The organism is Paraburkholderia sp. HD33-4 (assembly GCF_021390635.1).
Classification (GTDB): domain Bacteria; phylum Pseudomonadota; class Gammaproteobacteria; order Burkholderiales; family Burkholderiaceae; genus Paraburkholderia.
Genome location: NZ_JAJEJS010000003.1, coordinates 315,884 through 336,112, shown reverse-complemented (window position 1 = coordinate 336,112; position 20,229 = coordinate 315,884). Strand labels below are relative to the sequence as shown.

19 protein-coding genes are annotated in these 20,229 nt (G+C 59.4%); 13 read left to right on the top strand and 6 right to left on the bottom strand.

Annotated features, from left to right (window positions below; all coding sequences use genetic code 11):
• Window positions 1–16: 16 nt before the first annotated feature.
• The 10 genes from L0U84_RS36085 to L0U84_RS36040 all read left to right on the top strand — a co-directional run bounded on the left by L0U84_RS36085 (window position 17) and on the right by L0U84_RS36040 (window position 10,038).
• Window positions 17–1,735, top strand: a complete 1,719-nt coding sequence (locus L0U84_RS36085) for a hydantoinase B/oxoprolinase family protein (RefSeq protein ID WP_233857610.1) — start codon at window positions 17–19, stop codon at window positions 1,733–1,735.
• Between the two features lie 14 nt (window positions 1,736–1,749).
• Entirely contained in the window at window positions 1,750–2,220 is a 471-nt protein-coding gene (locus L0U84_RS36080) for a RidA family protein (RefSeq protein WP_233857608.1), read from the top strand.
• A 65-nt stretch (window positions 2,221–2,285) separates the two neighbouring features.
• Complete coding sequence (locus tag L0U84_RS36075) at window positions 2,286–3,119, top strand: substrate-binding periplasmic protein (protein WP_233857606.1); 834 nt, start codon at window positions 2,286–2,288, stop codon at window positions 3,117–3,119.
• 137 nt (window positions 3,120–3,256) lie between these two features.
• The gene (locus L0U84_RS36070) at window positions 3,257–4,096 is read left to right on the top strand and encodes an amino acid ABC transporter ATP-binding protein (protein ID WP_326491230.1); all 840 of its coding nucleotides are present in this window, start codon (window positions 3,257–3,259) and stop codon (window positions 4,094–4,096) included.
• A gap of 57 nt (window positions 4,097–4,153) precedes the next feature.
• Window positions 4,154–4,777, top strand: coding sequence for an amino acid ABC transporter permease (locus tag L0U84_RS36065; protein WP_233857604.1), 624 nt, complete (start codon window positions 4,154–4,156; stop codon window positions 4,775–4,777).
• A 10-nt stretch (window positions 4,778–4,787) separates the two neighbouring features.
• Window positions 4,788–5,453, top strand: coding sequence for an amino acid ABC transporter permease (locus L0U84_RS36060; protein ID WP_233857602.1), 666 nt, complete (start codon window positions 4,788–4,790; stop codon window positions 5,451–5,453).
• Window positions 5,454–5,565: 112 nt separating this feature from the next.
• Window positions 5,566–6,795, top strand: coding sequence for an NAD(P)/FAD-dependent oxidoreductase (locus L0U84_RS36055; RefSeq protein WP_233857600.1), 1,230 nt, complete (start codon window positions 5,566–5,568; stop codon window positions 6,793–6,795).
• A gap of 64 nt (window positions 6,796–6,859) precedes the next feature.
• Window positions 6,860–7,882 carry a proline racemase family protein gene (locus tag L0U84_RS36050; RefSeq protein ID WP_233857598.1) on the top strand — a complete coding sequence of 341 codons (1,023 nt, stop codon included), beginning with the start codon at window positions 6,860–6,862 and terminating at the stop codon, window positions 7,880–7,882.
• A gap of 84 nt (window positions 7,883–7,966) precedes the next feature.
• A complete protein-coding gene (locus L0U84_RS36045) occupies window positions 7,967–8,857 on the top strand; it encodes a shikimate dehydrogenase family protein (RefSeq protein WP_233857597.1) in 891 nt (296 codons plus the stop codon).
• Window positions 8,858–9,012: 155 nt separating this feature from the next.
• Window positions 9,013–10,038, top strand: coding sequence for a 4-hydroxyproline epimerase (locus L0U84_RS36040; protein ID WP_233857595.1), 1,026 nt, complete (start codon window positions 9,013–9,015; stop codon window positions 10,036–10,038).
• 407 nt (window positions 10,039–10,445) lie between these two features.
• On the opposite strand, the gene L0U84_RS36035 is transcribed toward L0U84_RS36040, so the two are convergent.
• The 5 genes from L0U84_RS36035 to L0U84_RS36015 form a co-directional block, all read right to left on the bottom strand.
• Window positions 10,446–10,739: a DUF1330 domain-containing protein gene (locus L0U84_RS36035; RefSeq protein WP_233857593.1), complete on the bottom strand. Its 294-nt coding sequence runs from the start codon at window positions 10,737–10,739 to the stop codon at window positions 10,446–10,448.
• Window positions 10,740–10,846: 107 nt separating this feature from the next.
• Window positions 10,847–11,611, bottom strand: coding sequence for a pyrroline-5-carboxylate reductase (locus L0U84_RS36030; protein WP_233857591.1), 765 nt, complete (start codon window positions 11,609–11,611; stop codon window positions 10,847–10,849).
• A 479-nt stretch (window positions 11,612–12,090) separates the two neighbouring features.
• The gene (locus tag L0U84_RS36025) at window positions 12,091–13,212 is read right to left on the bottom strand and encodes a tyramine oxidase subunit B (RefSeq protein WP_233857589.1); all 1,122 of its coding nucleotides are present in this window, start codon (window positions 13,210–13,212) and stop codon (window positions 12,091–12,093) included.
• 45 nt (window positions 13,213–13,257) lie between these two features.
• Window positions 13,258–14,532 carry a phosphopyruvate hydratase gene (eno, locus tag L0U84_RS36020; RefSeq protein ID WP_233857587.1) on the bottom strand — a complete coding sequence of 425 codons (1,275 nt, stop codon included), beginning with the start codon at window positions 14,530–14,532 and terminating at the stop codon, window positions 13,258–13,260.
• Window positions 14,532–15,941, bottom strand: a complete 1,410-nt coding sequence (locus L0U84_RS36015) for a glycerate kinase type-2 family protein (RefSeq protein WP_233857586.1) — start codon at window positions 15,939–15,941, stop codon at window positions 14,532–14,534. The genes eno and L0U84_RS36015 overlap by 1 nt, the downstream gene beginning before the upstream one ends.
• A gap of 174 nt (window positions 15,942–16,115) precedes the next feature.
• Here L0U84_RS36015 and L0U84_RS36010 point away from each other — a divergent pair, with 174 nt between their 5' ends.
• Complete coding sequence (locus L0U84_RS36010) at window positions 16,116–17,519, top strand: aminotransferase-like domain-containing protein (protein WP_233857584.1); 1,404 nt, start codon at window positions 16,116–16,118, stop codon at window positions 17,517–17,519.
• Between the two features lie 161 nt (window positions 17,520–17,680).
• Entirely contained in the window at window positions 17,681–18,529 is an 849-nt protein-coding gene (locus L0U84_RS36005; protein WP_233857582.1) for a sugar phosphate isomerase/epimerase family protein, read from the top strand.
• 77 nt (window positions 18,530–18,606) lie between these two features.
• On the opposite strand, the gene L0U84_RS36000 is transcribed toward L0U84_RS36005, so the two are convergent.
• Complete coding sequence (locus tag L0U84_RS36000; RefSeq protein WP_233857580.1) at window positions 18,607–19,827, bottom strand: RtcB family protein; 1,221 nt, start codon at window positions 19,825–19,827, stop codon at window positions 18,607–18,609.
• 171 nt (window positions 19,828–19,998) lie between these two features.
• On the opposite strand from L0U84_RS36000, the gene L0U84_RS35995 reads away from it, so the two are divergent.
• On the top strand, window positions 19,999–20,193 hold the full coding sequence (locus L0U84_RS35995; protein ID WP_233859940.1) for a hypothetical protein: 195 nt from the start codon (window positions 19,999–20,001) through the stop codon (window positions 20,191–20,193).
• The last annotated feature ends 36 nt before the right edge of the window (window positions 20,194–20,229 follow it).

Sequence of the window (20,229 nt, the reverse complement as noted above, 5' to 3'; positions counted from 1 at the left end):
ATTGAATGGAGCCATCATGACCCAACGAAACGTTGACCCTATTACCTTTGCCGTCGTCAAGAACGCACTGGACACGATCGTGGACGACATGGCATTCGCCGTGATGCGCACGGCGCGTTCGCCCATCATCCGCGACGTGCTCGACTACTCGGTCACGATGTGTGACGCGGCCGGCCGCATTCTCGCGCAGGCGAAGACCGTCGCGCTGCATCTCGGCGCAGTGCCGGACGCAGTGGACGTGATCATCAAGAAGTTCGCCGCCACGGTGGAGCCGGGTGATGTGATCGTCCTGAACGATCCGTACGAGGGTGGGATGCATCTGCCGGACATCTTCATGTTCAAGCCGATCTTCCACGAGAAGCGCTTACAGGGCTTTTCCGTCGTCATCGCGCATCACTGCGACGTGGGTGGACGCGTGCCGGGTTCGAACGCGGCGGACTCGACCGAGATCTTCCAGGAAGGCCTGCGCATTCCGCCGATGAAGCTGTACACCCGTGGCGAGCCGAACGAAACGCTCATCGACATCATCAGGAAGAACGTGCGTCTTCCGGACCTCGTGCTGGGTGACCTCGACGCACAACTCGCGACCTGCAACATCGGCGAGCGAGAACTGCTTCGTCTGATCAATCGTTATGGCGAAGAAAACCTTCGGGCCTATTTCGATGAACTGCTCGACTACGGCGAAAGGCTGACGCGTCGTGCGATCGAAGCGTGGCCGGACGGCGTCTATGAGTTCACCGATTACATCGACAACGACGGTTTCACGGACGACGCCATTCCCATCAAATGCGCGATCACGGTGGAGGGCTCGAAAGTGAAGGTCGACTTCGCGGGCTCCTCCCCACAGGTGCGCGGTGCGATCAATTCGACCCTGTCGTTCGTGAAGTCGGCCACCTACCTGAGCGTGCGATGCGCGCTCGATGCGGACGTTCCCAACAACGCTGGCGTCTATCGTTGCATCGACATCACCGCGCCTGAGGGATCGATCCTGAATCCGCGCATGCCGGCGCCTGTTGCTGCGCGCGCGCTGACAGGCTATCGCGTGGTCGACTGCGTGTTCGGTGCGCTCGCAAAGATTGCGCCGAAGAAAGTGATGGCGGCGGGCGAGGGTGGCAACACGGTCATCGCGCTGAGTGGTTACGACAAGGAAGCAAGCGAGCCGTTCATCCTCGTCGACATGATCAACGGTGCGTGGGGCGGCCGCTTCAACAAGGACGGCATCGAAGGCGTGACGAACCCGTCGCAGAACATGTCGAACATGCCGATCGAAACGCTTGAGGCGCGCTATCCGATCGTCATGGAAGAGTACGGATTCGCGGCCGACTCGGGCGGCGCGGGCGAGTATCGCGGCGGCCTTGGCCTCGTTCGCGAGTACCGGATCGAAGCGGAGGAAGTGGTCGCACAGATTCGTTCCGACCGTGCATCGCATGCACCGTACGGCTTGTTCGGCGGTGCGCCGGGCGCGCACTCGGCCAACTATCTGCGCTCAGACGAAGGGTTGTCACCGTTGCCCAGCAAGTTCACGCGAACGCTTCATCGCGGCGCGATCATTCGCCACGAGCAGGCCGGCGGCGGCGGTTATGGGGACCCCGCGGCGAGAACGCTTGATCGTATCGAAGCTGATCTCGCCAACGGAAAGATCACGCGCGAGTACGCGGAACGTCACCACAAGGTCGTGTTCGATGGTGAGCGCATCGATCACGACCGCTCGAAAGCCGGCCGTCGCGCGGATTAACCGGGAGAAGCCAGATGAGTCAAAGCCTGAAAGAGCGCCTGGGCGAGTTGGGCATCGATCTGCCTCAAGCCGCACCCAAGCCCGGCGCGAATTTCCTGCCGGCCAAGCGGGTTGGAAATCTTCTTTACGTGTCAGGGCAGGTGCCGGTGCGTGATGGCGTGGATCAATACGTCGGCAAGCTCGGGCGAGACGTATCGATCGAGGACGGGCAGGCGGCCGCCCGTCTTTGCGCGGTGAACCTGCTCGCTCAGGTCGATAGGGCGCTGGAGGGAGACCTGAGCCGACTGGCCGGATGCGTGCGGCTGGGAGGCTTCGTCAATGCAACCGAGGATTTCACGGAGCATCCCAAAGTGATCAACGGAGCGTCTGATCTTGTCGTCGCCGTGCTAGGTGATAGCGGCCGACATACCCGCGCCGCAGTCGGCTGCATCTCGCTGCCGAGAAACGTCGCCGTCGAGCTCGAAGGAGTCTTCGAGATTAAATAAGCCGCAAACAGCCAATGGTTTGAATGTCCGCTTCATCTTCTTTTCTTCTCTGTCAGAGGTCGATCATGTTCCAGATGTCCCGCTTGTTTGGTCGCGCATTGGTCTGTGCGACTGCATTGGGTGCTATTGCAATGAGTCCGGTCGCTCACGCACAGGACGCTGCGACGTGGCAAAACGTTCGTAAGGCCGGAGTACTTCGTTGCGGTGCAGCGACGTCGCCCCCGTACACGATGAAGGATCCGAAGACGGGGACGTATAGCGGGGTTTTTTCGGATCTGTGTCGCGACTTCGGGGAAAAAGTCCTGAAGGTCAAGGTGGAGTATGTGGACACTACCTGGGACAATATCGTCGCGGGTCTGCAGTCCGAGAAGTGGGACGTTTCGCTCTCGCTAAACGATACGCCCGAACGTAGAAAGGCGATTTCGTTTACTGAGCCGGTGATCGATTACAGCGTGGATTTCACCTACAACAAGAACAACCCGAAAGTCCCGAAGCCGGTCAAATCCATCGCCGATATCGACAAGCCCGGCGTGACTGTCACCGTGATGTCGGGTACGGCTCAGGACAAGGCCATCTCGGCCGTGCTCAAGCAGGCGACCATCATGCGCCTGCCGGGATTCGACGAAACCCGCCTCGCGCTGATGTCCAAACGCGCCGATCTGCTGGCGGACGACAGCATGACGAACCTGTTGCTCGCGCGTGCCCATCCGGACTGGGCTGAGACGTTCAAACCGAATCCGGTCCTCGCACCGCAGGGGATCTGCTTCGGCATTCCCAAGGACACCCCGGCGGCGGATATTGCCGTGTTCAACCAGTTCATCGAGCAGCAGAAGAAAAACGGGACCGTGAACGCCTACGTCGACAAGTCTGTAAAAGAGACGATAGCCGATACGAAGTAAGCCACGTTCAGTCGACGGAGCGGCGAATCCGTAGCTCCGTCAGCGGATTCGCAGGGCGATGCGTGGAGTAACGGCACGGTCGGCCATTTGAATGAAGTCGCGAGCGCCAGCGTTGCGCTCTGCTGGAGAAAGTCCTCATGTTCCTATCTCAGACACAAGCACCCAGGGTGGCGCACCCGACCGGCCCTGCGAACGTCTCGTCCCTGTCGGCGGTGTCGGGCGACTTCGTACAGTTGAAGGATGTGTACAAGTCCTATGGCGAGAACCTCGTCGTCATGGACCGCATGAGCCTCGATATGCGCGCCGACGACCGGCTCGTCGTGATCGGGCCAAGTGGTAGTGGTAAAAGCTCGCTACTCCGTGTGCTCATGGGACTCGAAGGCATTCAGGGCGGCGAGATTTCGTTTCAGGGCAAACCGTACATTCGCGGTGCCGACATGGGTGGCTCGAAGCGAATCGATCCGAAGTTGCAAAAGCAGATCGGCATGGTGTTCCAGCACTACACACTGTTCCCGCACCTGTCGGTCCTAGGGAATCTGATACTGGCACCCGTCAGGGTGTGCGGTCTGTCGAAGGCGGAGGCATCGGAACGCGCGCGCCTGTATCTCGCGCGGCTCGGCCTCGAAAGCAAGCTCAACGCCTATCCGAGCCAGCTCTCTGGCGGCCAGAAGCAGCGCGTCGCGATTGCGCGTGCGCTGATGCTGGAGCCGAAGCTCATGCTTTTCGACGAAGTCACTTCCGCGCTCGATCCCGAAATGGTGATCGAAGTCCAGAACGTGATGCTGCAGCTTGCGGAACAGAAAATGGCGATGATCATCGTGACGCACGACATGCACTTCGCGCGCGACATCGCAACGAGAGTGGTGTTCTGCGCGAGTGGCAAGGTGGTCGAGCAGGGCGCACCGTCAGAGATCTTCAAATGCCCGAAGGAACCTCGCACGCGCGAATTCCTCGAGAAAGTGCTTCATCTGGATTGAGAGGTCGACATGGGCTATCAGTTTGATTTCGGGTTTCTTCACGGAAGCTTCGGCGCGTTGTTCAAGGGCCTCGAGGTCACCATCGAGCTTGCGTTGGCGGCGAACATCATGGGGCTCGTGCTGGGCTTCTTCCTCTGTCTGATGGTGATGAGCCGTTGGCAGATCATCCGCTGGCCGGCCCAGCTCTTCATCGAATTCTTCCGGTGCACGCCTGCGCTGCTGCAGATCGTATGGTTCTTCTACTGCATTCCCATGATGGTCGACGTCTTCATCGATCCGGTTGCGATGGGAGTTCTCGCGCTGGGGCTGAATTTGACCGCATTCAACGCCGAGGCGTATCGCGCGGGCGTCCAGGCCGTTCCAAAGGAACATCTCGATGCCTGTGTCGCTCTTGGCCTCAGGCCATGGCAGCGCACCTTCTTCGTCGTGTTGCCGCAGGCACTGCGTAGTGCCCTGCCGGTGCTCATGACCAACGGGATCGGCACCTTGCAGCAGAGCGCGCTGGTTGCGATCGTCGCGGTGGCTGACCTGATGTACGTTGCGAAGAGCCTCGCGACAGAGGCGTACCGTCCGCTCGAAACTTATTCAGTCGTGGCGCTCATCTACTTCGCGCTGTCCTTGCCGATCTCGCGTCTGGTCCATGTGATCGAGCGCCGGCAAGATGCGGCGGTCCAGCGTTGAGGAGAATGGAATGACCATCGATCTCTCTATTGTCGCGTCGTACTGGCTGGTGCTGCTCAAAGGCCTCGCGCTCACGGTCGCTTTTACGAGTGGTTGCGCGTTGCTGGGAAGTCTGCTCGGCTTCGTGCTGAGTCTGCTCAGGATGTCGCCCTCCCGCGTGGTCAAGACGTTGACGACCCTGTACGTGGAGTTCTTCCGGGGTACGCCTCTGCTGATTCAGCTATTCTGGGTTTTCTTCTGCTTTCCGGTGGTGTTTCGGTTGCCGATTCCGCCGTACATCTCGGTGATCATCTCGTTGACGCTCTACATGACGGCGATCACCAGCGAGACGTTTCGCGGCGCACTCAAATCGATCTCGTCGGAGCAGCATGACGCGTGCATCGCGCTGGGGCTGACGCCCAAGGTGAAAATCGTGCACGTGATTTTTCCACAAGCTTTGCTGCGCGCGATACCGCCGCTTCTCTCGAACATCATCAGCCTGTTCAAGGAGAGTGCGCTCATCTCGTCCGTGGGTGTGGCCGATCTGATGTTCGTCGGTCAGAGCGCTTCCAATGCCACGGCACGACCGCTCGAATTCTTGACTACAGTGGGAATCATCTACTTCGTAGTCGCTTTTCCCTTGACCCGGCTGGTTGGAGTCGTGGAATCGCGATTCCTGCGGCGTTTCGCGTATTGAGTATGTACAGAAATGAGTTCTACCTGAATCACGGACGACAACAAAGATGAATTCGGTACCTCGCGAGCAATACTTCACCCCGAATGCCGCTGTTGGCCTTTCGCAGCGAGCGGTGGTCATCGGCGGCGGCATCGTTGGCATCTGCTGCGCGCTGTATCTTCAGCGAAGCGGCTTCAAGGTCACGCTCGTCGATCCCGCACCGCCGGGCGACAGCACCGCGAAGTGGAGTTGCGGCCAGATCTCCGTTGGCGAAATCATTCCCCTTTCCAAACCAGGCATTCTCCTCAAGGTGCCGGGATGGCTGCTCGACCAGACAGGGCCGCTCGCGCTGCGGCCCAGCGCGCTGCCGGGAATCGTGCCGTGGTTCCTGCGGTTCCTGTCTTGTGCGCGACATTCGAAGATCGTGGACATCGCAACGGCAATGGCTTCACTCACGAGCAATGTATTCGAGGACTACGCGAGCCTGCTGGACCCCATCGATGACGATGCGCTGATCGGCCAGCGCCCGATTCTCGAAGTGTTTGATAGCGCGGCAGGAATCGAACACGAACGCCCACACATCGAACTGAGGAAGTCATTGGGGTTTGACACCCAGATCATCGGCCGCGCGGAAATCGACGATCTGGAACCCGCGCTGAAGGGGCGCTTCTCACATGGTCTGCTGCTTCCGCAATGGCGGTTCGTCAGCGATACGGAGAGATTTCTGAAGGCGCTCACCGATCACTTCCTGGCTAACGGCGGCCGTCGCGTACAGAGCGCCGCGGCGCGTATCAACGAAGACGCGGGCCGGGCGACCGGCGTGACGCTCGAGAGCGGCGAGAGCCTGCAGGCGGAACATGTCGTCGTTGCGGCGGGGGCGGGCTCCCGGCGCTTCTTTTCCCAACTCGGCGTGAGCGCGCCGCTGGAAGGCGTCGCCGGATATCAGGTCCTGCTGCCGGAGCCGGAGGTCGAGTTCAAGCATTCCGTCATCTACGCGGACGGCGGGTTCTGCTTCACGCCGATGCTCCGTGGACTTCAGATCGGCGGAACCATCGAATTTGCAGGACGCAACGCACAGCCGAATTTCAAGCGTGCGGAAATCATCCTGGCCAAGGCAAAGAAAGTCCTGCCTGAACTGAACAGGACCAGACACGAGTTCGGTGTGGGCTATCGGCCGTTCCTTCCGGACACCAAACCGATTATCGACCGCTCGAAACGTCTTCCGAATGTGCTGCTCGCGCTCGGTCACGGGCAGCTTGGTCTGACGCTGGGTGCGACCACCGGGCGGCTCATTGCGGATCTCGCATCCGGGCGAACACCGAAACAGGACCTGGCTCCCTTCAGCGCGCAACGATTCGGATGAGCGAGCGGCGCATTGCTGCGGAATTCTCGTGGTCAGGCAATCAACAGGAATGGGAAGCTAAATCATGCGTTGGAAGAAAAGTCTGCAACTGGTCGGTGTCCATTGCGAGGGCGAAATCGGCAAGGTCATTTCGGGAGGTGTGGTCGACATTCCCGGCAAAACCATGCTGGACAAGATGAACTACATCAACGAGGTCGACGACAGCATTCGAAGGCTGGTCGTGTTCGAACCGCGCGGATGTCTGCAGATGTCGGTGAACCTGCTTCTGCCGCCGACGCGTCCGGAGGCGCATGCGGGCTTCATCGTCCTTCAGTCGGACAAGGCGCATCCGATGTCGGGGAGCAATTCCATCTGCGTGGTGACGGCATTGCTCGAACTGGGCATGGTTGAAATGCAGGAGCCGGAGACGAAGGTCGTGCTGGACACGCCAGCGGGACTCGTCACCGCACGCGCGACGTGCAAGGACGGCCGATGCATCGGTGTATCACTGGACATGGTTCCCGCGTTCGTGGAACACCTTGACCTGCCGGTCGAGACGGAAGCGTTCGGAACGATTTCCGTCGACGTGGCCTTCGGTGGTGTGTACTACGCGCTCGTCGATGTCGAACAGGTCGGCCTCACGATTGCGCCGCAGAATGCGCGTCAGCTCGCCGATCTCGGAGTCAGACTCCGCGCGGTCATCAACGAGCAGGTGAAGCTTCAACATCCCCTGTATCCGCAGATCAACCAGCTCGCCTACGTGATGTTCCGCAACCGTGTGTCGGACACGGATTATCAGACGTGCACGACCTTGCCACCGGGACGTATCGACCGGTCGCCGTGCGGAACGGGAAGCTCCGCCAACCTTGCGACGCTCGCGGCGCGCGGCAAGGTCGACGTTGGCTCGCAATTGAAGTCGATATCGACCATCGGCAGCGAGTTCAAAGTCGAGATGCTCGGACGCACCGAGGTAGGAGGGCGGCCTGCCGTTCTGCCGCGTATTCAGGGGCGCGCCTGGATCTACAGCATCGAACAGATTGGTGTGGATCCGGACGATCCGCTGAGCGCAGGCTTCATGTTGAGCGACACGTGGGGCGAAGGATTCTGAAACTTCAGCGCGTGGTCCACGAGACCTCGTATTCAGGGAATGGACTCGTCTTGAACTTCCCGACAAGCAGATCAGGAGTGGGAATTGAAGCAGAACTTGATTACTGGAAAGACGAATGTTCTTTTCATGGTAGCGGATCCGATCGAGCAGGTCAGAACCCCGGAAATCTTCAACAAGGTGTTTCCCTTGTGCGACCTCGATGCGGTGATGGTTCCGCTGCACGTCGAGCCGGCCAACCTTGAAAGCACCATCCGGTCGCTGTTCAAGTCGAAGACGACGCGCGGCATGGTGCTGTCGATTCCGCACAAAAATGCTGCAGCGGGCATCGTCGACCGTCGCTCGAACGGAGCGATGACCTCCAATGCCGTGAATGCGATCAGAAGGGGTGACGACGGCCAACTGGAAGGTGACATATTCGACGGCACCGGCTTCGCGAAGTCGATGGACCGTTACGCCATGGAATACCGTGGCAAATCGGTGCTGTTGATCGGCGCAGGCGGCGCGGCCAGCGCGATAGCCGCGGCGCTCGCGGAGGGCAACGCGGCGCGCATCGCGATTTACGATGTCGACGAGGCGAAAGCGCAAAGCCTGGCGCGCTCGGTCGGCGAGCGCTATGGCATTTCGACTTCGGCGCAGCGGACGAACGATGCGGCTGGTTTCGAAGTCGTCATCAACGCAACGCCGCTCGGTCTGAAGGCCGATGATCCGCTGCCCACGGCGCCGGAGCGGATCGAAAGCTCCGCGATCGTGTGCGACATCCTCATGAAGAATCAGCCCACTCCGTTCCTGCGGGCGGCCATGTCGAAGGGAAACACCGTGCTTCCGGGCTTCGACATGCTGATCCTGCAATCGCCGTTGTTTCTCGAGTTTTTCGGCTTGCACAAGGCGGCGGAATTCTTGCGACGCGATGATTCGATTGCTCGCGATATGCTTTTTCCGCCCGAATTACGGGACCTGGTCCCGCGTTATGCCTGAGCCAGGTCACAGAATGTGATCCAGGGAGGTATTCGCCCGTGCTTCTGCACGGGTTCTTTTTTAGCAGTGAATCCTGGGCGGGTAACGACGAGAAGGTCGATCGTAGTGAATCCGCGGATTCACGGTTCCACTGTTTGGTTTTCCAGGAAACGTCAATGACAAAGCATACCTTTTCATGCATTGAAGGCCATACCGAAGGCATGCCGGTGCGCATGGTGGTGAGCGGCGGGCCGGAGTTGCAGGGCGCAACGATGAATCATCGTCGACTGTATTTCGTCGAGAAGTACGACTGGATCCGCCGTGCGTTGATGCTGGAGCCGCGCGGACATGGGCAAATGTCGGGCACCATTTTCTATCCGCCATTGAGCGCCAATGCCGATTTCAGTCTTCTGTACATCGAGACGTCGGGCTGCTTGCCGATGTGTGGCCATGCGACGATCGGGTCGGTCACGTTCGCGCTCGAAACAGGTCTGATCAAACCGAAGACGCCGGGTCAGGTGGTGGTCGACGTTCCCGCCGGTCAGGTGATAGCAAAGTATGTGATGAACGGCGACAAGGTCGAATCGGTCCGCTTCACGAATGTGCCGAGCTTCCTGCTTCACAAGGACGTCGAGATCGAAGTGTCGAAGCTCGGCAAACTTAAGGTCGATATCGCGTACGGCGGCAACTTCTATCCCATCGTCGAGGTGCAGGAGAATTTCCCCGGTTGCGAACACTTCACGCCCGAGCAACTACTGGAAATGGGTCGGGAGGTTCAGCAACGCGTAAACCAGGCACTCGACGTGGTTCATCCGGACAATCCACAGATTCGTGGCGTCAAGCACTGCATGTGGACGGGGCAGCCCGTCGCGAGCGACTCACATGCACGCGCAGTGGTGATCGCGGGTAACCTGATCATCGACCGATCGCCGTGCGGCACGGGCACCTCCGCGCGAGTCGCACAGCGGTTCGCACGTGGGCTGCTGTCGGAAGGCGAGGAATACCGTCATGAGAGCCTGATCCTCAGTCGCTTCATCGGTCGTGTGGAGTCGCAGACGCGACTGGAGAGCGGTCTCGATGCGGTGTATCCGAGCGTGGAAGGGCGCGCGTATATTACCGGCCGTGGCGAGCATTATGTCGATGACACGCAGCCGTATGCGCAGGGTTTTGAACTGTCTGAGTTTGCCCGAGCTGGCTTGTGATCCACCCGTCACCCGATACGTCGGGTGACTTCGGGCAAAAGAAAACGTGTCGCCCCATGACCGAATCGTTTAGTCATGGGGCGATAGCTTTTAGACCCCGGCGGCGCCGAGATTGAGAGCGACTCAGATATCGAAGTCCAGCTGACTTCTCCCACGGATTCAAGGATTGACCAATACCTCGATTGCTCGCATTTCAACCATCTCGAAGCCACAACTGATGTCCCATCTCAACTGAGGCAATGGTGTCCGCGCATATGCTTCTGGCAAAGCGTCTCATGCAGACAATCTTGCAGTGTGCTATGCCAACAGCTTGAACGCATTTTCCCATAGAGGCTCTCCGGTAAAAGCTAAAGCGCTGACAACGTGCTGGCCTAAGCGATGTATCGCGTGAGTGCAACTAGACGCGTTTAGGGAATTTCGCCTTCGAAAATAAGAAGCGCTCGATTGGACGCCTTGAGCGCGTACTGCTTCGCTTCCTCGTACAATGGGTCCGTGTAGCAAGCTTTCGCCTGCTGCAGGGACGGGAACTCCACGACTGATACTCGCTTTGCCGAACCGGCTTCGGGCAGGATGGTCGCGACGTCCACCGACCTCAGCCTTGCCTCATATTTCTCAGCAATGGGCGCCCAAAGCTTACCGTACTGAGCTTGCGAGTCGGGCTCAGTGATGTCCGAACCTAAAACAATCCAGTATCCCTTCACTTGTTGCTTGCTCCCTTGTGGTCAATGTTAGTTTAGAAAAAGGTTTGCTTAAGGCACCCGTCCTCGCCAACAGTTGCTGTGAACCTCGGAACAAGAGTCACTCATGCCTACCCCCGCACGCGAGCTAATACCCGATCAAGCGCTCTACCGTAGTGATCGTAGGCCCCAGCAGACGCAAGTTCAGCATGAAGCTGCTGATTCAGCCCTCCGGGCGTCATCAGATAGTCGATCATCTCCGTGAACGAATGAGATGTTCCGGTCGTTTCGAGTGCCAGGCCAACCGAATATCCCGAGAGGAATGTGCGAGCCGCGTCGTACGAGAGACCTTGCTTCATCAGCCAGGCGGCCTGTGCTTCCAGGACGGCGTAGAAACTCGCCATGGTCGCGGTAACTGCGTGTAACGCGTCGAACTGGTTCTCGCTCGTGACTTCGATGGCTTCTCCCAGCGCAGAAAATATGGAACGGGCGATACCGTCAGGCGGAAATATCGCGGTTCCTCCTCTCCGATCCGCGACCGCAGGCAAAGGGATTGCGCGAGCAAGCGTGGCTGCAGGGTGAACGAGCCGACGCAGCTTTTCAATCGACGTTCCGGGAACGAACGTAATCACGTTATGCCGCACTTCGAAGCGCAGTGCCCGGAGAACGTCTTCGACAATCTCCGGAACAACGGCCACGCATATCACGTCGCTAGTATCAAGGACATCCTGATTGGAAACGCAAACTCTGATGCGCGCGTCGAGCGTAGCAAGTTCCGCCGCAACGGCCGCATTGCGCGGTGACAACGCGATGCTCTCAAAATTTATTTGAGAGCGGACAAGTCCGATCACGATGGCTCTTGTGATCACGCCGGTTCCAACAAAACCGATGCGCATCTCTATCCTCTCGTAAAGGTAGCTACTTATCCCACCTTAGTCGCAACGGGCGGATCATCGATCAACATCACTAGTCTCGATGCTAAAAACAATGCGCCGTTTAGTTCTCTGCGTTACGGACGGAACAATTTATCCTGTCCTGTCCCTCGTCTCACGCTCGCAGATGAACGTCCTACGCGCCCAAAGCTAGATGGCGTGGACGTGGAAATGTCAACCCCGTCTCGCCAGCCCTTCAAAGCCCGTTTTCTCGGATGTGCGCCTATGATCGGCTTCGACGTTAATGATGAGGTGACGCACATCCATTACACCGCAATGAGCGAAGGCTTCGCCTGGCAGGGCCTACTGTGTCCACTTTGGCACCATGGGTCTCGACGGTGAGGGGGCAACGAATATCCCCTCCCGCGGGAAGCTGGTGAATGATGCGTCACAACACAAGATGAAAAGCCTCCAAACATCCTGGAGGCTTCGGTCAGAGCGGATCACGCCTGGCTCGGCTTCTCCCACAAATTCAGCGACTGTCCAATGCCTTTGTCGAGCGCATTCTTGTACAGCTCGAAGCCCCAGCTGATATCGAACACCGCCATGCCGCAGGCGATGAAGATGACTCGGTCTTTCGCGCTTTCCCGGCCCGGCTTCACGCCGTTGACGACATCGCCGAGACCGGTCGAATCAGCGAGCGACGGCAGCTTGCCGGCGTCGATGAGTCGATAGAACGGACCGCCGATCACGCCGCTGTAATACGCATCCTTATTGCCCGATGCGAGCGCATCTTCGACATAGGCCTCCTGCAACGGCGTGTGATCGAAGACGATCTTGCAGTTCGTGAGGAACGATTCGTCAGTATTGAACGGGCCGGAGACAAGCAGCGCCGCGCCATCCTTGATCCACTCGTCCTTGAAATACAGTGGCTTCAGGCGCGAGGCAGCGACCGTGATGACATCGGCATCGCGGAAGCCTCTCTCGGCTTCATCCACGCCGATCGCGTTGACGTGATACGTCGCCTCGACCCAACTCGCGAACTCATTTGCCTTGTCGAGAAACACGTCGAAACAGATGACTCTTTCGATACCGGAGAGCTGCGTCATGATCGCAGCAAAACACGCCTTGTTGATCGGCCCGCAACCGATCACCGACGCGGTCTTCGCATCCTTGTTCACGAGATACTTCGCCGCCACGCCTGGCACGGCGCCGGTGCGCGCCGCGCTCAACAGGTTGGCCGACATGAGGGACAGCGGCGCACCGGTGTCCTTGTCGTTGAGCATCATCGTGAGGATCGAGCGCGGCAGGCCTTTTTGCGCATTGGCGTGATTGGAGCCGTACCACTTGTTGCCGCACACGTCGAAGCGGCCGCCGAGATAACCGGGCATCGCGGCGAAACGGCGGTCCGGGCCTGCAACGGGCATGTTCGGGAACTTAGTCTCCTTTGGGAAAACGATGTTCATGCCGTGGTTGTTGTGATTGGCGCCACCCATCAGGTAGTCGCCCTTGCCTAGCAGGCTGAACGTCTCTTCGCAGACGGACACGCAACGTGCGGCATCGAGAACGCCGGCCTCGATCATGTCGGGTTCGGAAAGATAAAGGAAATCGATCTTCGGATACATGGGAATACCTTTGTTGGCAGGAAACGTTCTTGTGGACGGGGCGTATCAGAACCGCAGCAGCGGAGCGATGTCGTAGAGACGGCAAGCGGAGCTTCGGGCATTGGCGCGCATCAGGAAGTTCAGCTTCTCGATGCGTTCGCCTGAGCGCGGTGCGCCGTTCTTCTGGAACGGGACCTCGAGGCCGACGGAGAAATCCATGACCACGTCGTCGACGACGCCACCGGAGCGGCCCGACGGCACCGCGATCATCCCGTGCTCGTGAGCGAAGCGGTAGGCGTCCATTGCTTCGGTGATGGTGCCGACCTGATTGGGCTTGAGGACGAAGCCATCCACGGCATGCGTGTCATGCGCTTTGCGCAGCAGTTCGAGATTGGTCACCGTGAGGTCGTCGCCGAGTACGATGGTCCGCTTGAGTTCGCGCACCGCCTTGCTGTAGCCGGTCCAGTCGTTCTCGTCTAGCAGGTCTTCGATAAAGACCAGATTGAAGCGCTCAGTCAGGTACTTTGCGTAGGCAATCAGCTCGTCGGCAGACACGCGCTCGCCCTTGAGAAGATAGCGGCCCGTCTGCTTGTCGTACATTTCGCTCGATGCACAATCCAGCGCGAACGCGATGCGACCCGTGTAACCGCATTCGTCGATGGCTTTTTGCATCAGCGTGAGGATCACTTCAGGATCATCGGATGGCGCCGCATAGCCATAGGAACTTGCGACCTGAGGCTTATGCCGGAGATATCCGGTCAATACATCCGCAAGTTTCTGGAAGACCGCGACCGCCATTTCGATCGAATAGTCGATGCTGTCCGTGCCATAGGGCACGATGAGGAACTCGTTGAACGCCTGAGTGAATCCTTCGTAGCGGCCGCCGTTGATCACGTTGAAGCACGGCACGGGAACGGTCCGGATGTCACGTCCTGCAATGTGCTCATAGAGCGGAATGGAGCGAGCAGCAGCGGCCGCGCGGAACGCCGCGATGGAAACCGAATAGATCGTATTGCCGCCGAGGCGATGTTTGTCCGGCGTGCCGTCGAGCGCGATCATTTTCTCGTCGATGGCGCGTTGGTCGAATACGTTCATGCCCATCAGCGCCGGGCCAATGATGTTCACCGCATGATCAACGGCCTTGTGCACACTGAGCCCTCTGTAAGTCGAGGGATCACCGTCGCGCAGGACGAACGATTCATGCATGCCGACCGACGTGCCGGTCGGCGCCGCGCCTTGCCCGCTGGCGCCGCTTTCGGTTCGAATTTCCACTTCGACGGCGGGGCGGCATTTGCAGTCGATGATCTGTTGCGCGCGAACGGAGGTGATCTTGTCTTCCATCACACCCCCTCCTTCAGAGCCGGGACGTAGAGAATGTTCAGGTCACACAGATTGGTCCCTGTGTTGCCCGTAAAGACGGCTGAATCGATCGAGGAGAGCGCTTCAAAGCAGCTGTGCTCGCGCAAGGCCTGATAAAGGCTGATGCCCTTTTGCGCGGCCGCCTTGAAACTGCTTGAATCCGTGATGCCGCCGGCGACCTTCGCGGTGCCGTCGGTGCCTTCGCTGTCGATCGAGAGCAGGCACGCGCCCTGAGTCTTTTCCGCCGTGATGGCGAAGCTGACCGTCATCTCCTGGCCAGGGCCGCCGTGTCCTTTGATGACGCTGTTATCGCCGATATGCGTCGTGACTTCGCCGGAGCTGAGCAGCACGCAAGGCGGCTTGACCGGATTGCCGTAGGTCTGGATTTCGCGCGCCATCGAGGCGAAGAACGTTCCGGCATCGCGGCTTTCGCCTTCCAGGAAGGACGAGACGATCATCGCCGGGAGGCCCATTTCCTCGCACACTTCCTTGGCATAGATGCAGGAATCCGGCAGCGTATTGAGCAGGAAATACGTGTTGTCGGGAAACGCCTTGGGAGTCTCGGCTTCGGGGCCGGCGTTCATCAGATAGTCGACGACGCTCTTCGGCAGACGCTCTGCGACGTTGCGATTGACGATGGTCGCTCGCGCATCGTCGAGCGTGGTCATGTCGGGGCCAATCGGCGTGCTTTTGTACGCGGCATACGGGACGGCAATGTCGCCTGTCGCGGGTGAACCGACCGCATCGCTGATGCCGAAACCGATCAGCTCGGCGCCGACCGCCTGAATGCGTTTGGCGAGCATGCCGCCGTTCAACGCTGAGATATGACGGCGCACGGCATTGATCTCGTAGATGCCCGCGCCGGACTTGAGCAGTACGTCGGTGGTGTCGATCTCGTCCTGGAGTGTGATGCCGTCGATCGGACACGACATCAGCGCCGAGCTGCCGCCGCTGATAACGGCGATGAAGAGGTCATCCGGGCCGGCCTGATCGACGAGCTCGATGATCGCTCTGGACGCACGATGCCCTTCTTCGTTCGGCAACGGATGACCGCCGACGAACACTTCGGTCCTGTTGAAGCGGTCCGATTCCTCGCGAATCTTGACGATGGCGATGCCCCGCGTCAGCCGGTCGCCCAGCACGTGGTCGACTGCCATTGCCATGTGATTGCAGGCCTTGCCCGCGCCGATCAGGTAGACGTTGCGTTTCTTCGACAAGTCCCACGTGCGGGTACCTATATGGAGCGTATCGCCTTCGAGACGCATGATGCTCTGAATGCGCCGGTAGCTGTCCAGACGAGCGAGCGTGCGGTCGGCGATCTCCAGCACCACGCGCCGTGAAGTCACATCACCCCTTGAAAGGAGCGCTTCGGAATTGCGTATCTTCTTCATGCGAGGAATCCATGAGGGTGGCCACGCCACCGGCAAGAGCCAGCGACGAACTAGCTTGAAATTTAGGCAAACACCCTGCACAGATACATGTACACTTGGTTAGGTCGCCGGATCGCTGTACAGGTGTTCTGGCCTGCACACATCGCACTGTGTTTTCTGTCATCGCGCCCCGTTATGAAACCCGTTCTCTCGCTAGATGCCGGTTCGGAGACATCGCTCACCATGCAGATCGTGGCGGGCGTCATTCAGGAAGTCGAAGAGAAACGCTGGCGGGCTGGGGCGCGCGTGCCGAGCATCCGCGCATTTGCTGGCGCGCACGACGTGTCCACCTTCACGGTGGTGGAGGCCTACGACCGGCTGGTTGCGCAAGGCGTGCTGGTCGCGCGGCGTGGATCGGGCTTTTATGTGTCGGACCGGCGAACAGGATCGCCACAGAGGGCCGCAGAAAAACTCGACGAAAAGGTCACGAACGGCTGGCTAGTTCGCAACTTTCTGGGCGCCAACGAAGGCGCGATACACGCTGGGGCAGGGTGGTTGCCTGAAACGTGGCTCGACAGCGAAGGTATTGCACGCTCGCTGAGACAACTGGCCTTACACCCGGAACACCTTCTGGGTTACGGGCAGGCGAGCGGCTTCGACCCGCTGCGCGTGCAGATCGTGCGGCAACTGGCCGAATACGAAATCGAAACTGACGTCGCCGGTGTCATGACGACTCTGGGCGCGAATCAGGCACTCGACCTGGTGATCCGGCACTTCACCCAGCCGGGCGACATCGTGATGGTCGATGAGCCTTGCTACAGCGATCTCCTGGTCGCGCTTCGCATGCGTGATGTCGAAACCATCGGCATACCGATGACGCCCACCGGCCCGGACATCGCCGCGATGGAGGCCGCGCTCGAAGCGAACCGTCCGAAGCTCTACTTCACGAACAGCCGCCTGCACAATCCGACGGGAGCCAGTTACAGTTCGGCGGCGGCCTATAAGGTGCTGAAGGTAGCCGAACGCTACGAGTGCCTGATCGTTGAAGATGACGTTTCCGCTGATCTGGTGCAAGGCTCGCACTTCACCTTGGCATCCATGGATCAGCTTCGGAATGTCATCTACGTAGGCAGTTTTTCGAAGACGATCGGCGCCGGATTGCGTGTCGGATATGTCGTAGCCGATCGCAACGTCATCGAAGGACTGCTTTATCAGAAACTCGTATCGGGCATGTCGACGCCGACTGTCACCGAGCGGCTGGTCAGCACGATCCTGGCCGAAGGGCATTACCGCAAGCACACCGAGCAACTGAGGGACAAACTCGCGGCCGCACAGGAGAAGACGTGTCGCCGGCTGGAGGCGATCGGCTTTGAGATCTTTTGCGAGCCTCAATCCGGCATGTTCGTTTGGGCGAAGGCCGCCGGCATCGACGGTGATTCGTCACAATTGGCCGCGTTGGGTTTGAAAGAAAAGATTCTGCTTGCGCCTGGCCATCTCTTCTTCGCAGGCCGAATCAGGACAGGATGGCTTCGATTCAACGTAGCGCATTGCAATTTCGACCGCCTCTTTAACTTTCTCGAAGACTTCATCGGCCGCTAAAGCCTTCGATGCGCGCTCTTTCCAAGTGTGCAGTTCTGCCCGCCTGTACAGGTATCGTGTCGTGTATATGTCGCGCGCTATTTCGGCGGGTGAGCATGGCCTGACACGACGATGCCGCAAGCGCCTTCGCACGATAGGCTGAATACAAGGAGAGACGCAGAATGAGTCACGACCTTTCCAGGTTCGCGATCAATCAGATCACCACGCCCAAGTGGACCATGCCTGAAGCACTCGACGGCTACAGGCGGCAGGGAGTTAGCGGCATTGCGGTCTGGAGGAATTTTCTCGAGGAATACGGCGTTGCGCGAACGCGGAAGCATCTTGCAGAACTGGAGATGTGGGTGCCGTCGCTGTGCACAAGCGAATGGCTCAACGTCAGCGTTGACAGGAGCATGGAGGCGGCGATCGACACGAATCGACGTTTGCTCGATGCTGCCGCAGAGATTGGCGCTGCCTGTCTGATGATGGTGGTCGGCGGCATGCCGCCAGACAGCAAGGACATTCAAGGTCAGCGAGCGCGTGTGCGCGATGCGCTGTTTGCGCTGCTTCCTCATGCGCGAGAAGTCGGCGTCAAACTGGGTCTGGAGCCTTTGCATCCGATGTATGCGGGAGACCGCAGTGTGCTGAATTCGATCAAGGTCGCGAATGATCTTTGCGATGAGCTCGGAGAGGGCGCGGGTCTGGTTCCCGATGTGTACCACTGCTGGTGGGACCCGGCCTTCGAAACGGAGCTTCGTCGCGCGGGCCCGGACCGCATCATCACCTTCCACTACTGCGACTGGCTCGTGCCGACGCGCAACCTGCGCGACCGTGGGATGGTCGGCGACGGCGTCATCGATATACCCCGCATCAAGGATTGGCTCGATGAAATCGGCTACGCAGGGCCATTCGAGCTGGAAATCTTCTCTGAGCTGGACTGGTGGGAACGACCGCCGGAAGAGACCGTGCGCGTGGCCATCGAGCGGTGTGGTCCCCATGTCGGCACGGCTGTATCATCCACCCGTGAATAGGGCCCGCTTTATTTGATGGAACACGATGAATCGCTTGCCGATCGCGGAGGGCGATCCGCCCTTTCGCCTGGCTCGGCCTAACCCTTCACACAAACCACCTGCCGTAGCGTATGTACGACCTCGACCAGGCTCCGCTGCGCGGCCATTACCGCGTCGATGTCCTTATAGGCCATCGGAATTTCATCAATGACCCCGGCATCCTTGCGGCATTCGACATGCGCCGTCGCACAGATTTGATCCTTGACCGTGAAGCGCCGTTTGGCCTCCGTGCGGCTCATCGCGCGCCCGGCGCCGTGGCTGCATGAGCAGAAGCTCTCTTCATTGCCGAGGCCGCGAACGATAAAGCTCTTCGCGCCCATCGAACCGGGAATGATGCCGAACTCGCCCGCTCGCGCCGACAACGCCCCTTTACGCGTGACGAACAGCTCGGCGCCAAAGTGCCGTTCCTTCTGCACGTAATTGTGGTGACAGTTCACCGCGTGCTCGTCGATGGTGAAGGGTTTGCCGATAGTCGCGCGCACCGCGTCGATCACGGCATTCATCATGACCTCACGGTTGCAGCGCGCGTACCGCTGGGCCCAGCCGACCGCCTCCACGTAGTCATCGAAGTGCCGGCTGCCTTCCTTGAAGTAGGCGAGATCCTTGTCTGGAAGATTTGCGAGGTGTTGACGCATGTCGGCCTGAGCCAGCGAGATGAAGAGGCTCCCGATCGCGTTGCCTACGCCACGCGATCCGCTGTGCAGCATGAACCAGACGCGGTCATGTTCGTCGAGACATACCTCGATGAAGTGATTGCCGCTGCCGAGCGTTCCCACGTGGGCATGGTTGTTCGTGCGCACGAGGGAAGGATACTTGTCGACGATGCGCTGAAAACTGGGCGCCAGCAGCTTCCAGGCGTCGTCGACGAGCGGCGGCGGACGCGACCATGCACCCGCGTCGCGTCGCCCCGACACACCGCCGTGCGGCACCGCGCGTTCGATCGCGCTGCGTAAGCGGGAAAGCGAATCTGGCAGGTCCGCGGCCGTCAGCGTTGCGCGAACCGCCATCATCCCGCAGCCGATGTCGACGCCTACCGCGGCCGGGATGATCGCCCCTTGTGTCGGAATCACGCTGCCGATCGTCGAGCCTTTACCTGGGTGCGCGTCCGGCATGACGGCAACGTGGCTGTACACGAACGGCATTCGGGCCGTGTTTCCCAGTTGCCGGCGAGCCGCCTCTTCAATCGCCACACCCTGTGTCCACATCTTCACGGCCTTGCCGCCTGCCACTTCCATCAGTTGATAATCGACCGGGCTCATGTCGGCGTCCCTTCGTCAGCGTCGCTCATCAGCACGAGGCGGTGCGCGGCGTATGACGTTAGCGTGAGCCGGTTTTCATGTTTCGACAACCTCGTCACGCATCATCGTTTCCGAAGTCCTGCATAATGGGGACCCCTTAACTCCCGAGCTCAGGAACGAGCGTACATCAACATGTCAAACAACATGCTTGAAGAGCGCGTTGGCGCGCATGAAATCCTTTTTGCCAACTTGCTGACCTTAATGCCGCTCGGCGATCTTCAAAATCTTCATTTCAGAATTCGAAATCAGGCTACGTTGCATGACGAAAGCCCGCTGCCTACGGGAGTCAACCAAACCAGGCCGAAAAGCGGATCTGCTTATCGGTGAGTTCGACCTCGACTTGCCAACCGCAGGGCGCCAATG

Excerpts from the sequence above, each read along its gene's own strand:
- L0U84_RS35995 (WP_233859940.1), top strand. The coding sequence starts at position 19,999 with ATGTCAAACAACATGCTTGAAGAGCGCGTTGGCGCGCATGAAATCCTT.
- L0U84_RS36070 (WP_326491230.1), top strand. The coding sequence starts at position 3,257 with ATGTTCCTATCTCAGACACAAGCACCCAGGGTGGCGCACCCGACCGGC.
- L0U84_RS36085 (WP_233857610.1), top strand. The coding sequence starts at position 17 with ATGACCCAACGAAACGTTGACCCTATTACCTTTGCCGTCGTCAAGAAC.
- L0U84_RS36075 (WP_233857606.1), top strand. The coding sequence starts at position 2,286 with ATGTTCCAGATGTCCCGCTTGTTTGGTCGCGCATTGGTCTGTGCGACT.
- L0U84_RS36025 (WP_233857589.1), bottom strand. The coding sequence starts at position 13,212 with ATGTATCCGAAGATCGATTTCCTTTATCTTTCCGAACCCGACATGATC.
- L0U84_RS36000 (WP_233857580.1), bottom strand. The coding sequence starts at position 19,827 with ATGAGCCCGGTCGATTATCAACTGATGGAAGTGGCAGGCGGCAAGGCC.
- L0U84_RS36060 (WP_233857602.1), top strand. The coding sequence starts at position 4,788 with ATGACCATCGATCTCTCTATTGTCGCGTCGTACTGGCTGGTGCTGCTC.
- L0U84_RS36005 (WP_233857582.1), top strand. The coding sequence starts at position 17,681 with ATGAGTCACGACCTTTCCAGGTTCGCGATCAATCAGATCACCACGCCC.
- eno (WP_233857587.1), bottom strand. The coding sequence starts at position 14,532 with ATGGAAGACAAGATCACCTCCGTTCGCGCGCAACAGATCATCGACTGC.
- L0U84_RS36015 (WP_233857586.1), bottom strand. The coding sequence starts at position 15,941 with ATGAAGAAGATACGCAATTCCGAAGCGCTCCTTTCAAGGGGTGATGTG.
- L0U84_RS36040 (WP_233857595.1), top strand. The coding sequence starts at position 9,013 with ATGACAAAGCATACCTTTTCATGCATTGAAGGCCATACCGAAGGCATG.
- L0U84_RS36030 (WP_233857591.1), bottom strand. The coding sequence starts at position 11,611 with ATGCGCATCGGTTTTGTTGGAACCGGCGTGATCACAAGAGCCATCGTG.
- L0U84_RS36010 (WP_233857584.1), top strand. The coding sequence starts at position 16,116 with ATGAAACCCGTTCTCTCGCTAGATGCCGGTTCGGAGACATCGCTCACC.
- L0U84_RS36050 (WP_233857598.1), top strand. The coding sequence starts at position 6,860 with ATGCGTTGGAAGAAAAGTCTGCAACTGGTCGGTGTCCATTGCGAGGGC.
- L0U84_RS36080 (WP_233857608.1), top strand. The coding sequence starts at position 1,750 with ATGAGTCAAAGCCTGAAAGAGCGCCTGGGCGAGTTGGGCATCGATCTG.